Origin of the sequence: Pseudomaricurvus sp. (genome assembly GCF_965662505.1) — a bacterium.
Taxonomy (GTDB): Bacteria; Pseudomonadota; Gammaproteobacteria; order Pseudomonadales; family Cellvibrionaceae; genus Pseudomaricurvus.
Genome location: NZ_CBFIHX010000006.1, coordinates 43,243 through 58,503, shown reverse-complemented (window position 1 = coordinate 58,503; position 15,261 = coordinate 43,243). Strand labels below are relative to the sequence as shown.

Genomic DNA, 15,261 nt, shown 5'->3' with positions numbered 1-15,261 from the left:
GTATGCGGCACACGCATCTCTTTGGCCAGATCGGAAGTCCCCATCATCAGCAAGCTCAGACGCGGATGTGCGGCAGCAATCGCCTGCACATTCACAACTCCCTTTGGAGTCTCGATCATTGCCCAAACGGTGACCGACTCTGGTGCACCCCCCTTATCCAGCAGATCAACAACTCGCTGAACCTGCTCAGGAGACTCCACTTTAGGCACGCAAATCGCAGCAACAGGAGCCGTAGCCACCGCAAGAATGTCTTCCTCAGCCCACTGGGTATCCAGGCCATTTACCCGAATCACCATTTCCCGATAACCGTAACCACCGGCCTTAACAGCCTCTACAACCTGAGCCCTGGCGGCGATTTTCTGATCGGGTGCAACCGCATCCTCCAAATCCAGCACCAGCGCATCGGCCGACAAACCCTTGGCTTTCTCCAGTGCACGACTGTTGGAACCTGGCATATAAAGCACTGAACGACGAGGACGTAAAACCATATCTTTTCCTATTAAATTCAATAAATTACAAACACTTCTTCAAGTAACGATAAGCGACAACTTAAAGTAACTTCTAGCTTTCATCGGCGCTTGCAGCCCATAGAATTTCACTTCTGAGCCAACGCAGAGCCATATCTCCTTCCGTAAACGGATGCCACAACATATCAATGCTGAACTGTCCCGGATCAAACTCTAACGGCAACACACTCAGCGGCAATCGCTGACTGAAATACTCCGCATAGCTGCCCGCGATCACCAAACCGTACTGGCTTTCAGCCACAAGCATCGCTCCTGAGGTATAGGTACTGACCACCAAGGAAATCTCACGCTGCACATTTTGCCGATCCAGCCAGTGATCTACCATCCCCCGTCGGCCACTGTTACTCACCCAGACAAATTGCAACGCCAGGAATTCCTCCAGCGACAGAGATGCCTTTCCTTGAGCCTGATCAGAAGCCAGCAGGCAAACCAGACTCTCTGTGCGCAAGGATTGACGATTAAAGCGTGAAGGGACATCCAGAAAGCGTCCGACCGCCAAATCCACCGCCCCCTGCTCCAACCCCTTTTCCGGGGTGTCAGGACCTAAATGTCGAGCATTAATGGTCACTTGTGGCGCTGTTTCTTTCCATCGCTGCATTAACCGACTCAGCAGCTTCACAGCGATAAAGTCTGGAGCCGCAATGGTAAACCGCCGGTTACTGGTCAGAGGATCAAAAGCACTGGTTGGCTGAATGGCTCCCTCCAGCTGGCGTAAGCCTTCCTTAACCGGTGTTTTCAACGAAAGCGCCCGCTCCGTAGGCTCCATACCATATTTGGTACGTACCAGCAGCGGATCATCCAGCAGACGTCGCAAGCGCGCCAGCGCGTTACTCACAGCTGGCTGCGTCAGTGACAGCTGCTGAGCGGTTAACGACACACTTCGAGTTTCCATCAGGCTGTCGAAGGTCTTTAATAAATTGAGATCAAACGATTGCAGAGACATGGCTTTTCGCTTTTGGGGTATTTACCCTTGTTACACTTTCCATTGATAAAAATTTCCATTGGTACATTCGCTCCCTGAAACTCGAATGAATGTACGACAGGCGTATTCACTCAAATGATAGCAGTATTTTCAATATAAATTTTTCATATATTTTGCTACTTGGCACAATGTGGCCAGTCTGTAATCAGCGATGCACCAACACCATCGCACCATACGGTTAGAACAACCTGAGAACACACTATGAATAGCTTCAGCTTTACTACCACCAAAACCCTGATTAACGAAGCCGGTAGCCTTCAGGCTCTTGCAACCCACTGCCAAAACCTGGGGATTCAACGCCCCCTAATCGTCACTGATCAAGGCATTGTCGGTGCAGGATTATTGGGCAAGCTGGAAAGCGTAATCGAAGCCAGCCCTCTTAAACACGCCATTTATGCTGATGTCATTGCCGACCCACCAGAATCTATCGTCCACGCAGCTCTGGAGGTTGCTAAACACCATAACGCCGACGGCGTGATTGGTTTCGGCGGAGGCAGCTCCATGGATACCGCCAAACTGATTGCATTGCTGGCTAATTCCGACGAGCAATTAAGCGATATCTACGGCGTCGATCAGGTGAAAGGCAAACGGCTGCCGCTGATATTGATTCCAACCACCGCCGGCACGGGCTCTGAAGTAACCGCCGTCGCCATTATTACCACCGGTGAAACCACCAAAGCAGGCGTCGTCTCCCCTGTACTGTTGCCGGATGTAGCTTTGCTGGATGCCGAGCTGACTCTCGGATTGCCTCCACACGTAACAGCAGCCACCGGGATTGATGCGATGGTGCATGCCATTGAGGCCTACACCAGTGCACACAAAAAGAACCCCTATTCCGACATGCTCGCCAAAGAAGCGCTTCGTCTGATGGGTGACAATATCGTCACAGCAGTGCAGGACGGCAGTAACCTCGAAGCCCGCCAAAACATGCTACTGGGCGCCTGCATGGCGGGACAAGCCTTCGCCAACGCTCCTGTCGCGGCGGTGCACGCCCTGGCCTATCCTCTGGGTGGTCACTTCCACATTCCTCACGGATTGAGCAATTCTCTGGTATTGCCCCACGTTCTGCGCTTCAACGCCTCTGCTGCTGCAGCACTGTACGCAGAGCTGTGCGACGTTCTGCTTCCTGGCAGCAACCTGAATAGCGACAGCGAGAAAACCGATGCACTGGTTCAGTACCTGGAAGACCTGATCAAAACCGTGGGCTTACCGGCAACACTGAAAGAAGCCGGTGTCACCGAAGAGTCGCTGGAAACTCTGGCATCTGACGCCATGCTGCAGCAACGCCTGCTCATCAATAACCCCCGGGAAGTCTCCGAAAGCGACGCCTTGAGTATCTACCAGGCCGCGTTCTGATCAGCCTTCTAGCAAACAAACCGGACAAATAACCAGGAATAACACATGAGCGATATTTCAAGCCGCAGCGATTACGGCTTCTTTCTACCCATCACCACCCGCTGGATGGACAACGATCTCTACGGCCACGTGAACAACGTGACCTACTACTCCTACTTCGATACGGTTGCTAATACCTACCTGATTGAGCAAGGTGGTCTGGACATACACGATGGCGATACCATTGGTTTTGTGGTGAATTCACAATGCAATTACCACAGCGCCATTGCCTATCCAGAGAAAATTGAAGGGGCTTTGCGAGTGAACCGATTGGGTAACAGCTCCGTGGAATACGGGATTGGTATCTTTAAAGAAGGCGAAGACCAAGCCTGCGCTACAGGCACCTTCACCCACGTTTTCGTCAAGCGCGACTCACAACGCCCCACACCAATTCCAGATCAGCTTCGCGCGGCACTAGAAAAGCTGTCCGACTAGATTAAGAGCTATTCACTGAATTGAAGGCTGTGGTCGCAACTAAACAAACAGCCTGACACAAAAAAGCCCGAGAGACTCGATATCTCTCGGGCTTTTTTCATACCAAACCAAATGCGTTACAACATCCAACCCAACTCAAACAATGCGGAATTAATACCTGGATCAAACCCTTTATCGGCATCGATCTCGATATGATTCACGCTGCCTTTCAGGAACATTCCGTTATCAAACTCATAACGGAGACCTGCACCGACGCTGTATGAAAAACTGGTATCGTCGTAAGAGTCATAATAATTCTGACAAATGTAGCCATACCACGGATCCCACCAACAGCCAGTAACTGGGGGACCATCGGACACATTGGAGTCCACATACGTCCAGCCAATGCCACCACGGAAAAATGGTGTAAACGGACCGTCCATCAAGTTCCAGGTAGCACTGAACTGCCCAGTATAAACATCCATATCATGATCAACCGATACAACTCCGGCTTGATCTGTATTGAAGACGGCTTTGTAGTCTGGATTGGTATAACTAAAATCAAACCCAAACGCCAAAGAGTTGCTCATGTTGTAAGCAACACCGACGCCGAAACCAATATCGCCATCAATATCAACGGATGATTCATTATCTCCTTTGACATTTTCTGACGAGGTGTTGAACAATTGAACTGTTGTCTCCCAGTGCCCTGCTCGATCTCCAGCCTGAGCCCCCAAGCTGAACCCCAAAGCAGCGCAGCAGACAGCAGCAATCACCGCACTCCGCTTTAACATCGTATCTCTCCTATAACCTTAAATAACCTTCGATCTCTTATCGCAACACAGATCTTGAGTAAAAAACTCTGTAGAAAGCAATCCTAGAGACGACTGTTCACCAGAGCTATGCATTATTACAACCGAGCTATGCAGTATCACAACAGATTCATTAATGCGCTTTATGACTTTAGTGCGTATAACTTAGCTACTGTAATGACAAAAAGTATAGCAGCGGATTCATAGATCAATGGATTTTCTAAAAAATAGCGTTGCACCACTTTTCAGCGAGGCAGGTTTTTCGGCACCATCACCGGACGAGTCAGCCAGCGCTCGAATCGCGGAGCAATGGCGTCCATATTTTTTGACCACCAATTCGCATCCAACTCCACTGCAGATTCAAGATGTGCTTTTGAGGTCGGCAAACGTTCTCTCAATTCTCTATCCAGCAATGGCATCGAGGATTTACGCATAGGCCCATAAGGGATGTACTTAGCCTGGGCCGCCAGGCTTTGCGTCGTGGTCGCGTAACGAACAAACTTATGCGCTAAATCGGCGTTGCGGCCGTTTTTGAGAACACCCCAAACGTCGTAATACCAAACCTGGTGATCCCACAAGATTGCTAATGGCTGACCTCTTTCCTCAGCGGCGGCTACCCGACCGCTGTACACAGAACTCATTGATACACGCCCTGACTCCAGAAAATGCACTGCCTGCTGACCCGTTTCCCACCAGTCCACATGGGGCTTAAGACGATCAAGAACGGAAAATGCCCGATCCAGGCCGGCTGCAGTAGACAGAACTTCATAAACCTTATCGGGCTCTACACCGTCGGCAATGAGGGCCCATTCCAAATTACCTATAGGTGACTTACGCAATCCCCGACGACCGGGAAAGCGACGGGTATCAAAAAAATCCTCCAATTGAGCCGGAGCCGTTTCGAACTGATCTTTACGGTAACTCACTACCGTCGAGCCCACGACATTACCTACTCCGCAACGTGTATGACTCAGATCGTAGAAATCTTCACTGGCCGGAGTCCCATCTGGAGCTGGCGGAAGCAAGTTCACCGGTACAGGTTCAAGAAGGCCCTCGTTACAGGCTCTGATGGCGTCAAACAATTCCAGATCCACCACGTCCCAGCTGACATTCCACGAACGCACCTGCTGACGAATCTCATCAATGCCGCCCGTATACTGGATCACATTCACCCTATTGCCCGTCTCATCTTCATAGGGACGAATAAAACCCAGAATCTGGCTTTTGACGTAGGCGCCATCCCAGGACACGACATTTAAAGTTTGTTGAGCCCAGCTTGTAGGCTGAAACATCAGCGTGACCAAAAGGACTGCCGCAGAAAATAATGGTCTCATTGATCTGTCCAGTATTGTGAATGTTTGATTTGCCCCATACGAGTTTCTCAGGCCTTACCCGTTGCTCTCAGAGTTTGACCAATAGCTTTCAGTGTTTGACCAATAGGTTTTGGTGTTTTACTAATAGCTTTCCGTGTTTGACCAATAGGTTTGGGGGGGTTATCAATAGTATCCGATATTAATATTGAGACGACTTTCCCAATCGTCATCTCCGCCATAACCCAAGGATCCACCACCAAAGAACGGCATGTTTTTCGCCAAAATATAATCGATATAGGTAAACAATGGCCCGCTGCCAATTGCACAACCCAGGGTATTGATTTGCGAATCACTGGCACCATCCAGGTCTTTATTGAGACGTGAATAATCGTTGTAGCAGGTTATGCTGTCGATTTGTTTCCACGGGGAAGAAAAGTTGTAAGCCAGGTTGGCCACCCAAATATCGGCGTCACTTGCAATGTCATAAGTGCCTGCAAACGCACCGAGCCGGACGACCTGATCATCCACACCCACCGGATCTTCAGGGTCGTATTGATAGGTGCCGCCCTGCAGCTGCACATTCCAGCGTCCACAACGGCTATCCATATGCACCGCGGCGGCACTGCGCTCACCGCGCTCATCGGTTGCGCTATTGTATATCTGACCCGCCTCGACCGAAGCGCCTAATTCCGTTTCACAGCTGCTGCCCAGCCCGAAGGTATAAGCAAAGCGTGCATTGACCTGATTGACTTCTTCATTTTGCTGATCGCCTTCACGCACCAAGTCGTAGGAATACCTGTCTGGATTACTGGCATCATTCAGCTCTTCGTTTTTATAAAACGCCAGATGTGTGCTCCAGGGTCCGTCCTGGCGCAGATATTTCACACCCATATCATAATCGTCAGCAAGCCCTACGTAATAAGGCACGCCATACCAGGCATTGTGGGATGCATAAGGAAGAATACCGAAAGGTACTTGACTGATACCGAATTGAATTTGGCTTTCATCTTCAAATTCGTAACCAATCCAGCCGTGATGGATGGTGTTCATGTAGGAATAAAAGCGGTATTCGGCAGAGATAAGAAAGTTGTTCAGCTCACCATCAATGTTAAGCCTGAAGACATCAAGGCCGCTTTCACCTCGTTTACCCTCTGAAGCCTCCACGTCGTCGCGATACACCACGTTAAACCTGAGTGCGCCCCCCACTTCCACACCGGGACTTGTTTCCTCGGGCTTTTCCTGTGAGGTGGATTGCTCCAGAGCAGATTCCGCAGCACTGCGCTGCGGAACCGAGACGGCAGTCAAATCCAGAGACTCGACTGCAGGCATGGAGCTGTTACGCTGCTCCAGAACCTCCAGACGTGCTTTGAGTAGTTCGATTTCCTGCTTCAGCAATGCAACCGTTTCGTCATCGGACAAAGCCGAATGGCTGCATAACGCAGCGAACAAACACCCGAAAACAGCGGCTTTGGCTTGTACCTTCACTGCCTATCTCCCAATTAGTCTGACGATAATCTGGAGTCAAAGCAGCCCTGCAGGCTGCTGTTTGTGATTCAATGAATAGCTTGGATTATTCTGTGGCCTTAGTAACACCGGGCTCCTCTTCAGGAGGTTCAGGTGGCGAAGACAACATGTCATCGTGCTCTTCCATTCGCCACGGCAATACAGCCGGTGAGATATGCAGGAAGTGCAGATGCTTTTCAAACTGATCCAGAATATCACTGATGATATCCTGCTGCTCCAGTCCATAAACATCGTAAGACTGACCGCCACGGCGCAAGAACACCTCAGCGCGATAGTAGTACTTCTCTGGATTGTCATCGCGAGACATTTCAGGATAAGCGTAGTCAGGAAGTGCGTGTTCCATCAAACGAATTTCATAGATAAAGTCCACCTGATCTTCCTTGATCACCTCAAGGTATATGCGGTTGAACTCTTCATCTATATGAACTTCAGCCTGCCATCCCTCTTTAACCAGCTCCCGCTCAACACGGTGCATAGCCTTACTGATGGTGGTGTCGAGAAACTCCTGAACCTCACTGCGCTGGGGAAAGTTAACCAGGCCATGCAAACGTCGGCGCCACACGCCCAAGCCATTTCCGCCGACTGAGCGCTGCTGAACCTCGGTTTTAAGACTGGTCTGGTGATGTCCTTCGATAATCAAGGCTCGCCACATACCAATTGCCGAGATAATCATAATAATACTGAACGGCAAGGCACTGACAATGGTCATGGTTTGTAGCGCGCTCAGGCCCCCTGCCAGCAACAAGGTAGAAGCGACAATACCCTCGGATGAGGCCCAGAATACCCGCTGCCACACTGGTGTATGCAAGGCACCACCAGAAGCCAGTGAATCAATCACCAGCGAGCCGGAATCCGATGAGGTGACAAAGAAGGTCACAATCAACAAGACGGTCACAAACGACAGAATCGACGTTAATGGCAGGATCTCGTAGAGCTTAAACAGCGCGATGGCCTGATTGTTTTGTACATCTCCAATCAGTGAGATATAGCCCTCATTCATGACCTCGTTTAACGCCGTTCCACCAAACACCGAGAACCATAAAAAAGTAAACAGTGAAGGCACCAACATCACACCCACCACAAACTCTCGAATGGTGCGACCGCGGCTGATTTTAGCGATAAACAGACCGACAAACGGTGCCCAGGCAATAGTCCAGCCGAAAATAAACAGCGTCCAGTTACCAATCCAGTCACTGCGGGAATAAGCTTCCAGATTGAACGTTCTCTCAACAATATGATTCAGATAACTGCCGGTATTTTGCAAAAATGTTTCCAGAATATGAACGGTTGGCCCAACAGCAAAAACAAACAGCATTAATGATACTGCGAGCACCATATTCAAAATGGACAAGTTCTTTACACCCTTGTCCATACCGGCAACAACCGAAACAATCGCCAGGCAGGTGATAATGCCGATGGTTATCACTTGTACCATCGTGCCCACAGGGATTTCAGGCCACAAATAGTTAAGACCTGCGTTAATTTGTGTGACCGATAAACCCAGGGTCGTGGCAATACCGAACATAGTGCCCAATATGGCAAATACATCCACAGCATGACCAATAGGACCGTATATCTTATCGCCAATCAGAGGATACAACGCAGAACGGATAGAAAGCGGCAAACCGTGCCGGAAAGCAAAATACGCCAACACCAGACCTACCAGGCCGTAAATAGCCCAGATATGAAAACCCCAATGAAAAAAGGCAATTTGCATCGCCTGCTTGGCTGCATCCACAGTCTCTGCAGAGCCATGAGGTGGGGATGAGTAATGCAAGACCGGTTCAGCCACACCGAAGAACAATAACGCGATGCCATAACCTGCAGAGAACAGCATGGCAAACCAGGCCGGAAAACTGTATTGAGCATCAGCATGATCAGGGCCAAGCTTGATGTGCCCCCACTTCGTGAGAGCCACACCCACAATAAACATCAAAAAGAAAGCAACGCACAGCATGTAAAACCAGCCGAACGTCTTAGTAATGTAATTGAGGGTTTCCTGGAAAGCGGCTCCTGCCAACTCGGGATTACTGATCGTGCCAACAACCAGCAATACAATGACCACTACGGCGGGAATAAAAACGGGAATGAGCACCGTGGAACCGGCCTTGGCGGTTTGTTCTGTCATAGATCCATCCTAGGTCTGGTAGAAAACTCCTACTAGCCTAGCAGCTTAGAACCTAAGGTGCACATTTGAGCCAGTAACATGCCGATTTCTAACATGTTTCTGGCTGGCTGCGTTATGCGACCAGAATATTCTGTTTTCCCATCACGGTGCTATCGCTCTGCAACAGCCCCCTTGGAAGGTAAAGATTCGGGTAATAATGCAAGAAAGTTCTCTCGCGCCACTTTCTGTGCAGTATCGCTGGATAAAGCGTCTAAAAATCCATCAAACTCCTGAAGATTATCATCCACCTTGTCGAAACGCCCCAGCACGTCAGAACCGAGAACAAACCGGGTTGGGTACTTTTCAATCAGCTCCAACCAAGCCTTCACTGGTTTGTCATCTTTGTCTAGCATATACGGCTTAAGGACCGACCAGGACAGATCCAGATAGACATTGTCATGCTCTTCGAGCAGTTTTTTAAGGGATGGCAATAGAAAGTCCATCTCTCCTTGATAACGCTCCAGTGTTTTACTGGTTCCGGCATGCGCCCAGATAAACTTGACCTTCGGATGACGATTTAATGTGTCTGACAACTCTTCAAGATAAAGGGGGTTTCGCTCACGCTTCGAGGTAATGTTGTTGTGCAACAGCACCGGCAAATCGTACTTACCTGCAAAACGGTAAATGCGATCCATCGCTTCACTGTTTGCCCGAGGCGGTTCATTACTTGCCATCATGGTCAAATCGTCATGACGAACAAGCACTTCACCAACCCCCTTCCACATACCGGGGTAAAGCTCCATCATCTTTTCCAGATGAGTCACCGCGTTCTTGTCCGTAGGGTTTATCCCGCTCAAAAATGGGTGCAGTCTGCGGCGATCTTTTTCAGGCAGTTTTTTCAGCTCTTCCGCTAAATAATTATCGGTAGCGCTATACCAGTATAAATCTGCATTGTCTCCGGCGTAATAACGCGGGCGTTTTGGTTCATTTTCATGCCACTTCTTCATTAGTGACGCTCCGCTGATCATGGCATCACCAACCCTCCCCTTGTCCATCACGTCAACCAGCTCAGAAATGGGATCACCCTGCTGGAAAAAGTCCAGAGCGTGCAAATGAGCATCACTATAGCGATAGGGTTTATCCTTAAGCTCTGCGTCACCGTAGCTTACGGATGCTTGCAACACGCCAGCACATAACAGACCTATCCCCGCCCGGCGCTTTAAATCCCCTATGCGAGAAAACGAAATACCTGCCATTAACCCTGTTTTGCTTAAGGTAAACCTCATCTCTTCCCCTAACAATTTGACCGAATTCTCGTGAGCTATTATTTCCCCACACGGGTATAAGAGCTAAACATCCTAAGGATGTTCCCTTGCAGTAGTGGATTTGAGGACGAGATCACGTGCAGAAGATAAATTAGCTTAGATCCAGCGTCTATTTAGCCGAGACAAAGTTAATCTAGATTCACGTTCCAGTGGCAGGAAAAGGATACTGTGCGCGTAAAAGATACAGTGCACATGAAAGATGTAGTGCGCGCAAAAGATGCAGCGCCGAAAGAGGCGCTACAGAAAAACGGTTAACGAATCCTAATAGGCTTCATTAACAACGGCAGGAAAGCAATGATAAACACCAGAATCGACATTGCATAAAAATTATTCAGATACGAAATCATCAGAGCCTGCCTGTTAACTTCCGCATCGATGAACTGGAGTAAGGCTTCACCGTAACTTCCGATACTGATAGCCAGATGAGAAACATCAAAACCTTGCAAAGTATCCGCTGTGATGTGCTCAGACAAGCCCGCGTGTGAGACTTGCTGGTTGCGGGAAAGCATCGTGAAAATTGCTGAGATACCAAAGCTGCCCCCCAGGTTGCGCATCAGGTTCAACAAACTGGAACCATCTGGACGATCTTTCGCATCCACCGTCGCAAACGCCGCCACGTTCATGGGCATAAAGATCAGCCCCAAACCCAGCCCCTGAATAAAGCCAGCAACCAGAATCGGTGTACTTCCCATATCCAACGACCAATCGGACATCAGAACCAGCCCCAATGCAGCCAACAAATAGCCACCAGTTACCATGTAGCGAACATCCATTCGCTGCGACAGATACCCGGCAATCATCATTGTCGCCATAACCCCCAGGCCACGTGGCATCATCAACAGACCGGTATCAATGGCGGTATAGCCGTACACCGATTGGAACATGGTGGGTAAAATCGAAGAAATGGCGATATTTGCCACACCCAGCATGAACATGGAGCCCATAGCCCCCAGAAAATTGGGGTTTTTCAGCAACGCGTTTGGAAATAATGGATTTTTTGTCGTGCGTGTATGGATAAAAAACATCCAGAACGCAGAGAGCGCGACAATAAGCTCAATAATGATCTCCCAAGAACTGAACCAGTCCTTATGGTTGCCGCGATCCAATAACAGCTGCAGTGAAACCAGCCCCACTGCCAGAATCAAAAAGCCAAAGCGATCAAGCTTTCTCTCCGACAAAGGCCTGCTTGGCAACAACCAAATCAAGAGAAGCAACGTCGGGATACCCAAGGGTAAATTGACATAAAAAACCCAACGCCAATTTAGCGTATCAGTCAGCAAGCCGCCCAACATAGGGCCGGTAATCGGACCGATCATAATCACCATCCCCCACAGGGACATGGCAGCAGCCTGCTTACTGGGTTTTGTGGTATCGAATAAAATGGTTTGAGACATTGGGCCGATCAACGCCGCACAAATCCCCTGCAAAGAGCGGAAAACGACCATTTGCGTTAGCGATGTTGCAGCCCCACACAACATTGATGCCACCAAAAAGCCCGCCACAGCCCACAGGAAAACCCGTCTTGAACCGAGTCGATCGGACAGCCAGCCAACCACGGGGGTTACCAACACGCCAGCAATAATAAAACTGGTGAGCACCCAGCTGATATTATCCGTTGTCGCGCCGAGACTGGCCTGCATATGCGGCAAAGCCACGTTGGCGATGGTGACATCGAGAATCTGAATCAGAGATACCATCATAACCGCAAACATTAGCAAACGGGGATGACGGGTTTCTAACGAAGGTTTATCCGTTGATGCCGGGGACTCTGGAGAAGAATCTTTGCCGGAATCAGCTGCGGGTATCGATTCGGACATACGCCGACAACCCCGTGATTAATGGACGAGCTGGGCTATCCTTGGCAGAACTATCCTCAGCAGAGCTATCCTTAGCAGAACTACCCTCAGCGGAACCACCCACAATCGCAATGCGCACCGGTACGCGCTGTGTGATTTTTACCCAGTTGCCGTTGCCATTTTGAGCCGGCAACACCGAAAACTCGGAGCCAGTACCTGCGCCAATACTCTCAACGCGGCCTGAAATTTTAACACCCGGATAGGTATCCAGTTCAATATTGACCAGCTGTCCTACGCGCATGTTTTCAAGATCGGTTTCTTTGAAATTGGCTTCAACCCAGCTTCTTTCATCTTTTACAATATTCAGTGCAGACAGGCCCTGCATCAGAAACTGGCCCACCTGCAAACGGGATGTTTGAGTCACAATTCCCGATGCTGGCGCACGAACTTCGGTGCGTGACAGATTCAGGCGGGCTTTATCCAGTTGTACTTTAGCCGCCAGTACCCTTGGGTTTTCACCGGATTTGGAGCCACCGGTCGACAAGGCTGCTTTGGCTTTTGCTGCATCCGCATGAGCGGTTTGCAGACGTGAACGCGCCTCCGACAAGTTGTGCTCTGCCGCCTGAACAGCCGCCTGAGTGCTGACATGCGTTTTTTGCAGCTCCTGCTGACGGCGATACTCTTTCTCAAAATACGCGATATCTTCTTCAGCGCTTTCGATATCGACGTTAGAAGTGCTGTAGCTGATTTCCAGCTCTTCTACCTGGGCGCGAGCACTGGCCAATGAGGCCTCTGCTTCCGCAACTGCCAATTCAAAAGGCTCCGGATCGATACGGAACAACAAGTCCCCCGCTTCCACCTGTTGATTTTCTTGCACCGACACCTGAACAATGCGGCCACCGACTTCGGCTCCGACAGCCAGCACATCCTGTTTGACGTAAGCGTTGTCGGTCGAGACAAAACTCTCAGTCGCAAAATAGTAATACACGCCACCGGCTATCAACAGCGCAGGTACAACTAGCATCATGGTTAAGCTGCGGAATGAACGAGACACCTGGGTTACTCCATAAAACAAAAAATCCGCCTAAGCGGTTATCTCAAACGACAGCGGTTTACCGATATTCAGTACCCTGCCAACTTACGAGACTGTTGATTCCAGTCCCTTACCCTGATGCTGACGCACCAGGTTCTTGCGCATACAACTCAGAGATTCAAAAAGATTCTCTCTATCAGCCTCTGACAACCCCTGCATGGAATCCGAGAGAAGTTCTATACCCAGAGGTTTCAACTCTGCTGACAACTCTTTTGCCTTTTCTGTCAGATACAAACGCCAAACACGGCGATCCTTCGGATCTTTTCGACGCTCCACCAGATCGGCTTCCTGAAGACGATCCACCATCCGACATAAAGTAATAGGCTCTACATCCAGATGTTCCGCGAGTCCGCCCTGATTAATACCCTCATAGCGCTTCAGCGCCGTAAGTACCTGCCACTGAGGTCTGGTCACACCAATGGTTCGGGCTCGTTCGTCAAACGCCCTGCGCAACATGCGAGACACATCAGCCATTAAGGCTGCAATGCTTTCTTCCACAATATCGATTCCATGAAATAGATAGCTTTAATTTATATATCAGCTTTTAATAATGTAGCATTTTATAAGCATAGTTATAATATTGCCAATGAATACTTTGGCGACAGTAACAGTCCTCGCCACTTAACCGGGAAATCAATGTAGGAAAATGGGAAAAGAAAGAGTCAAAGAAATAAGAGAATTACCAGCCTAAGAACGGCACTCCCTTAGCGAAACTGGTCTAAGGCAGCCCCCTGCCACCCCATTGATTTAGCCGACAATTCCAGAGAGACACCGTGCCCTTCAAGGTGAGCCCTCATCCAGGGCTTCAAATATCCCAGCAAGTCCGGCTTACTGTTAAGCAGAGGCACATTCAGGTCCAACAAGTCGCCAGCTTCATTCAGACTTATTAAATGTTTTCGCTGATCTGACGACTGAATGGTAGTCATATCCGGCCATGCCACACGCACACCGTAAGCCTGCTGCTCCTGTATCCCGCGCAAAACGGCTTTTAGCTCACCAAATAGCTGCACACATAGATGGCGCACCGCTCCGGGATTATCACCAGGACTAAAGGTCATTCGAATACCTTCATAGCTGCACACGGGACCATCGACAGTGAACATCCAGCTAGGCTTGACCTCTTCGCGAGAACTCTCTGCAGTCTCTTTCTGGCCTATGCCCTGCCCTGTTTGAGGAATTGAAGATTGGAGATCGTAGATTCCCGTGAGCGCCACACAGTCACGCAACTGACAGAATCGTCTCAGAATCGTCTGCTCAAACGCAGACTGTTTTTCAGGTCTGGGGTGTGAAAGCATAACCTGCTGGGAACCCACCTCTAAAACAGCTTCTGTCACAGAAGACTTCTCAACCGCGACCTGAGCTCCGCTTTCGACGCTCATTTGAAAGCCATACAGCTGATTGGCATAGCGCTCCACAGACCAGGACCATTCCGTGTTCTTTTCAGAGTCTGAGTTGCGTTTTTGATCACTGTTTCCAGACCGGCTTAAAGGGCTGCGGGCAAGATCAGCTTCGGCATAATAGGCGTCAGCCAATTGAGACAAGGCAATTAAGGCGAAGTCCGAGCGCCATTCCTGCGGAGCGGTCTGTAGAGCAAGAATGGTACGTTCGTAGCGTGACGTTTCGGCCTCTATGAAGCCGCCCCCCACACACAGCAACAGCAGTAACCCGCAAACCGCAGACTTCATCGCAGCTTTAACATCAGTTTTAGCAGCAATATGAGATACAACGTTAACCATCCACTTCACTCAAGAATTTACAACTCTGCAATCATAGCTGAAATACACCACTCCTCCCCTCTACTTGATCTCACTGTGTACATCGACTCTCTTCAGTTTCCTACTAGGCTACTCCTTCAGGCACCGAATTAGCTATTACCTTCAAGTACCGACTAAGCTATCACCTTCAGGCACCGGTCAAACAACCGAAACATAGAAAACCAACCAAGTCATACGATAGAATTGCTTTCCATTCTC

13 protein-coding genes are annotated in these 15,261 nt (G+C 49.5%); 2 read left to right on the top strand and 11 right to left on the bottom strand.

What is annotated here, in order from left to right:
- Together ACTG33_RS01680 and ACTG33_RS01675 are read right to left on the bottom strand one after the other, a co-directional pair.
- Positions 1–488, bottom strand: a 488-nt coding sequence (locus ACTG33_RS01680; protein WP_439133433.1) for an HpcH/HpaI aldolase/citrate lyase family protein, incomplete at its 3' end; no start/stop codon positions are given.
- Between the two features lie 73 nt (positions 489–561).
- On the bottom strand, positions 562–1,470 hold the full coding sequence (locus ACTG33_RS01675; protein ID WP_439133432.1) for a LysR family transcriptional regulator: 909 nt from the start codon (positions 1,468–1,470) through the stop codon (positions 562–564).
- Positions 1,471–1,710: 240 nt separating this feature from the next.
- Between ACTG33_RS01675 and ACTG33_RS01670 the strand changes: the two genes are divergently transcribed.
- Both ACTG33_RS01670 and ACTG33_RS01665 read left to right on the top strand, forming a co-directional pair.
- The gene (locus ACTG33_RS01670) at positions 1,711–2,865 is read left to right on the top strand and encodes an iron-containing alcohol dehydrogenase (protein WP_439133431.1); all 1,155 of its coding nucleotides are present in this window, start codon (positions 1,711–1,713) and stop codon (positions 2,863–2,865) included.
- A gap of 45 nt (positions 2,866–2,910) precedes the next feature.
- On the top strand, positions 2,911–3,339 hold the full coding sequence (locus ACTG33_RS01665) for an acyl-CoA thioesterase (protein WP_439133430.1): 429 nt from the start codon (positions 2,911–2,913) through the stop codon (positions 3,337–3,339).
- Between the two features lie 116 nt (positions 3,340–3,455).
- On the opposite strand, the gene ACTG33_RS01660 is transcribed toward ACTG33_RS01665, so the two are convergent.
- From ACTG33_RS01660 to ACTG33_RS01620, 9 genes are all read right to left on the bottom strand, one after another.
- Positions 3,456–4,112, bottom strand: a complete 657-nt coding sequence (locus tag ACTG33_RS01660) for an outer membrane protein (protein ID WP_439133429.1) — start codon at positions 4,110–4,112, stop codon at positions 3,456–3,458.
- 263 nt (positions 4,113–4,375) lie between these two features.
- Entirely contained in the window at positions 4,376–5,464 is a 1,089-nt protein-coding gene (locus ACTG33_RS01655) for an ABC transporter substrate-binding protein (RefSeq protein ID WP_439133428.1), read from the bottom strand.
- 162 nt (positions 5,465–5,626) lie between these two features.
- A complete protein-coding gene (locus ACTG33_RS01650) occupies positions 5,627–6,928 on the bottom strand; it encodes a hypothetical protein (RefSeq protein ID WP_439133427.1) in 1,302 nt (433 codons plus the stop codon).
- 85 nt (positions 6,929–7,013) lie between these two features.
- Positions 7,014–9,095 carry a BCCT family transporter gene (locus ACTG33_RS01645; protein WP_439133426.1) on the bottom strand — a complete coding sequence of 694 codons (2,082 nt, stop codon included), beginning with the start codon at positions 9,093–9,095 and terminating at the stop codon, positions 7,014–7,016.
- Between the two features lie 149 nt (positions 9,096–9,244).
- Positions 9,245–10,375 (bottom strand): amidohydrolase family protein, encoded by a 1,131-nt coding sequence (locus tag ACTG33_RS01640; RefSeq protein ID WP_439133425.1) that lies wholly within the window; start codon positions 10,373–10,375, stop codon positions 9,245–9,247.
- A gap of 275 nt (positions 10,376–10,650) precedes the next feature.
- Positions 10,651–12,216: a DHA2 family efflux MFS transporter permease subunit gene (locus ACTG33_RS01635; protein WP_439133424.1), complete on the bottom strand. Its 1,566-nt coding sequence runs from the start codon at positions 12,214–12,216 to the stop codon at positions 10,651–10,653.
- The gene (locus ACTG33_RS01630; protein WP_439133423.1) at positions 12,191–13,249 is read right to left on the bottom strand and encodes an HlyD family secretion protein; all 1,059 of its coding nucleotides are present in this window, start codon (positions 13,247–13,249) and stop codon (positions 12,191–12,193) included. The genes ACTG33_RS01635 and ACTG33_RS01630 overlap by 26 nt, the downstream gene beginning before the upstream one ends.
- Before the next feature lie 84 nt (positions 13,250–13,333).
- Positions 13,334–13,786, bottom strand: coding sequence for a MarR family winged helix-turn-helix transcriptional regulator (locus ACTG33_RS01625; RefSeq protein ID WP_439133422.1), 453 nt, complete (start codon positions 13,784–13,786; stop codon positions 13,334–13,336).
- Positions 13,787–13,992: 206 nt separating this feature from the next.
- On the bottom strand, positions 13,993–15,024 hold the full coding sequence (locus tag ACTG33_RS01620; RefSeq protein WP_439133421.1) for a hypothetical protein: 1,032 nt from the start codon (positions 15,022–15,024) through the stop codon (positions 13,993–13,995).
- Between the last annotated feature and the right edge of the window lie 237 nt (positions 15,025–15,261).